Source organism: Bacteroides coprosuis (genome assembly GCF_020741705.1).
Lineage (GTDB): Bacteria > Bacteroidota > Bacteroidia > Bacteroidales > Bacteroidaceae > Bacteroides_E > Bacteroides_E coprosuis.
The window spans coordinates 1-3832 of record NZ_DYYK01000148.1 but is presented as its reverse complement, the minus strand read 5'-3'; the positions used below and the strand labels follow the sequence as shown (position 1 = coordinate 3832).

The 3832-nt window shown below is 33.1% G+C and carries 4 protein-coding genes; all 4 read left to right on the top strand.

The genetic code is table 11. The features are described from left to right. Positions 1–790: SusD/RagB family nutrient-binding outer membrane lipoprotein (locus tag K8V80_RS09090; protein WP_276777229.1), on the top strand; the 790-nt coding region annotated here is incomplete at its 5' end. A 70-nt stretch (positions 791–860) separates the two neighbouring features. After that, positions 861–1943 (top strand): endo-beta-N-acetylglucosaminidase family protein, encoded by a 1083-nt coding sequence (locus tag K8V80_RS09085; protein WP_276777230.1) that lies wholly within the window; start codon positions 861–863, stop codon positions 1941–1943. A 12-nt stretch (positions 1944–1955) separates the two neighbouring features. Beyond that, positions 1956–3131 (top strand): BT_3987 domain-containing protein, encoded by a 1176-nt coding sequence (locus tag K8V80_RS09080; protein WP_276777228.1) that lies wholly within the window; start codon positions 1956–1958, stop codon positions 3129–3131. A 151-nt stretch (positions 3132–3282) separates the two neighbouring features. Continuing rightward, entirely contained in the window at positions 3283–3708 is a 426-nt protein-coding gene (locus tag K8V80_RS09075) for a hypothetical protein (RefSeq protein ID WP_006744323.1), read from the top strand. Positions 3709–3832: the final 124 nt, after the last annotated feature.

The following is a 3832-nucleotide window of genomic DNA, read 5'->3' as shown; positions in this document are numbered from 1 at the left end:
TATAGATTATGGTGAAACTAGAATGGGACTAGGTATATGGAGTTATTTAACAGGATATGAAGATCCTCGTATATCTAAATACTTTACCAAAGGAACTTTTTTTGATGAAGCTCATTATTTAGCTGTAGCGCCTACTAATAGTAGGAGTAAAGAGATGGGGAAAAATACACCTGAATTTGCATCTAAACCAAATGTTTATGAAGGTTCTCCACTCTACTGGATGCGTGCATCGGAAGTATTGTTTCTAAAAGCTGAAGCAGCATTATTTGGATTAATTTCAGAAAATCCCAAACAGCTATATGAAGAAGGTGTGACTATGTCTTTTGAAGAAAATGGAGTAAAGGGTGTAGAACAATATCTAAAATCTAAATCAAGACCTACAGATATTGATATGTCAAATTATCATTATGGTTACTACTCTGCCAAAATTTCCGAAAAGAATACATCACCTAACTGGAATGATATGAATCAGGCTTCTAACCTTAGCCAAAAAGAACAACAATTTCAGAAAATAATGACTCAGAAATACTTAGCATTATATCCGAATGCTGTTGAAGCTTGGACAGAGTATCGTAGAACAGGCTATCCTTTTATACTACCACCTGAAGACAGAGAAGCTCCTAAACGAATTGGTTGCACAGAGTGTCTTGCACCAGAACGTTTTAGATATTCACCAAGCGAATACAGTAATAATCCTAATATGAATGAAATTCCATCTCTGTTAGGTGGAGAAGATACAGGTGCTACTAAAATGTGGTGGGTTCGTGAAGACAGACCATCTCAACGCTAATTTTAAGAAAATAAAGACAATGAAATCAAATATAAAAACGCTTATACATATAATACCTTTTGTATTGACAATGGTATTCTTACCCCAAGCTTGTAGTAAGTGGACAGACACTGAACGAGATATTTTGGAGAACCAAGAAGGTTTAAAAAGACGTATTCCATACTTAGAGGCAGAATCGATGGAAGATCTTACCTTAGACTTACAAGAGTATTTTAAAAATATTAAAGAATATAGAGAAACTCGCCATGTCAAAGGATTCGGATGGTTTGGTAACTGGACAGGTAAGGGGGACAATCCTCAAAACTACCTCAAAGCACTACCAGATAGTGTTGACTTTGTTTCTTTGTGGGGATGTAGAGGAAATTTAACTCCTGAGCAAAAAAAGGATCTTAAATTCTTTCAAGAAGTAAAAAGTGGGAAAGCTATACTCTGCTGGATTATTCAGGACTTAGGAGATCAATTAACACCTATAGGGAGAGATGCTCTTGACTATTGGGTTGAAGAAAAAGGTAAAGGAGTTTTCGAAGATGGAGTTAGAGCTTATGCAAGTGCTATTTGTGACTCGATCGAAAAGTATAACTTAGATGGTTTTGATATTGATTACGAACCAGGGTACGGTCATTCAGGAACTCTAGCCAGTGGTCAAGAAATATCTCCTAATGGAAATAGAAATATGCAAATTTTCATTGAAACATTAAGTGAAAGACTCCGTCCTGCAGGACGTATGCTTGTTATGGATGGACAACCAGACCTTCTCTCTAATGAAACTTCAAAACTTGTAGACCATTATATTTATCAAGCTTATTGGGAAAGTAGAACTAGTTATGTTTTAAGTAAAATTAATCATCCACACCTATCAGATTGGGAAGAAAAAACAATTATTACTGTGGAGTTTGAACAAACTTGGAAAACAGGTGGTATTACTCATTATAGAAGTACAGTGAGACCTGAATTAAATAGAGAACCAGGAACACAAATATTAGATTATGCAACTTTAAATCTTCCAAGTGGTAAACGAATTGGTGGTATTGGTACTTTCCATATGGAATATGATTACGCAAATATCAACCGTGAAGAAGCTGAAAACAGACCATACCATTGGCTGCGCAAAGCTTTATACTTTGGAAATCAAGTTTATCCTATTGAAAAATAACAAGTGTATAAAATGAAAAAAATTATATTATCATGTCTTAGCTTATTCATTCTTTTTACAGGATGTCAAAATGAGCTATATAAAGATGCCTTAGAAGATCATAAAAGCGATCAAGGTGTTTATTTAAAGAGTAATGACTTATTGCAAAGCTTTGTTGCTGAAGGTCAAGACACATATATTAATGATGTCATTGTTAATTTAGCACGTAAAACGAATAATAAAGTAAGTGTCGATATTCAAGCTGGAAGTCAAGATCAATTAGATGCATATAATGAAAAAAACAGGACTAACTATCCTCTTCTTCCTTCTGAAATGTACGAGATTAATGATCAGTTAACTTTTGAATCAGGATATACTAGTCAAATTCTTCCTATTAAAATAAAAGACTTAGCATTTAATGGAAATAGTACTTATGCTCTGCCTATCAAAATAAAAGGGGATTGCACAAATATAATACCAGGCCAAGATGAAACCATTCTAGTTCTAGAGCAAAAAATAATTACGAAATGCTTAAGAATGAATGGATCTGGTTCTGAAGACGAGAACATGTTCCCTAATGACTTTAAAGTTGATCAGTGGACCATGGAGGTTATGATAAATAGAAATAACTATCGTTCTAATAACCGATCTATATGTGGAACTAAATTGGCGAAAAACTCATCTAACAATGATGAAATCTACCCTCGTTTTGGTGACGTCACTATTGAACCTAACCAATTACAAATAAAGACAGGTAATTCTCAAATAGATGTTCCTAAAGATAAGTTTGAAGCGAAACCTAATGAATGGTATATGATTTCATTTGTCTATGATGGTCATAAACACTATGTATATATTAATGGAGAATTAGTTGCAGATCGTGAAATAAGAGAAGGTGCATATGGTTTAGTTGGATTCTGGCTTGGTGGTTTAAATGAACTTGTACGAGAAGTTCGTTTCTGGAAAGCAGCTAGAACACATAAACAAATTCGTGACAATGTATGGAAAACGATACATCCAGATTCTGATGATTTATTATTATACTATCCAGGTAATGGAAAAAAATATGATCATGAAAGCAAACAAATCACAGAAGATGAATCTATGATTTGGGACTGGAGTAAAAATGAAAATCACTTAAAACTACCTAGTGGTGCCATTTTTGATAATAATAATGGTGAATATTTCGTTTTCCCACCTCAAGTATAAGTTTTTTACTTTAACCGAATAAAGTAAAGAGATAAAATAATAAAGCCTGAATAATCAATTGGTTATTCAGGCTTTTATTATTCTATCATTTTGTTGAGAAATTCAATCCTTTTTACTTTCTTACATTTCATATGTAATAACATCCAACGTCATGAAGAAAATAAATTTATTTATAGGAATTTGCATACTAGGCACTTCACTAGTTTTAGGGTCGTGTAAGCAAAAACAAATGATTCAATATAGAGATATCGAAGCTGATAAAGTTGAATTACTGAATCAAAGGATTGTAGAAAAGAACATAAAATCAATTGAAGAGATTGCACAATTATATAGACCCAAAGATTCCGATGCTGAAGGGAATTATTCTTATGAAGTTATTACTTCTGAAAAGAATAAATATCAATTAATTACCATAAAAGAAGAAGGTCTGAATGATGACTCTCTCTATGGCATATTAACCGTTATTACTCTTGAAGAAACAGGACTAAATACATGGAATGCTATCAGCATAAAAGAGGCCTATAAGTGTTGGCCAAATAGAGGACATCAAGAATGGGGACCCGAATTCTGTAATTAAAATAACAGTCTATACCCAATTAAATGACACTGTATCACTAAGTGTGTAAGTTAAAATAGCTTGGGTTGGATTATCTTTATAATCTGACCCTTTCTTTGTAAATAATTAGGAACTGATTTAAAAT

Bases quoted from the DNA above. Each gene is read 5' to 3' on its own strand.
- K8V80_RS09085 (WP_276777230.1), top strand. From the start codon at position 861: ATGGTATTCTTACCCCAAGCTTGTAGTAAGTGGACAGACACTGAACGA.
- K8V80_RS09075 (WP_006744323.1), top strand. From the start codon at position 3,283: ATGAAGAAAATAAATTTATTTATAGGAATTTGCATACTAGGCACTTCA.
- K8V80_RS09080 (WP_276777228.1), top strand. From the start codon at position 1,956: ATGAAAAAAATTATATTATCATGTCTTAGCTTATTCATTCTTTTTACA.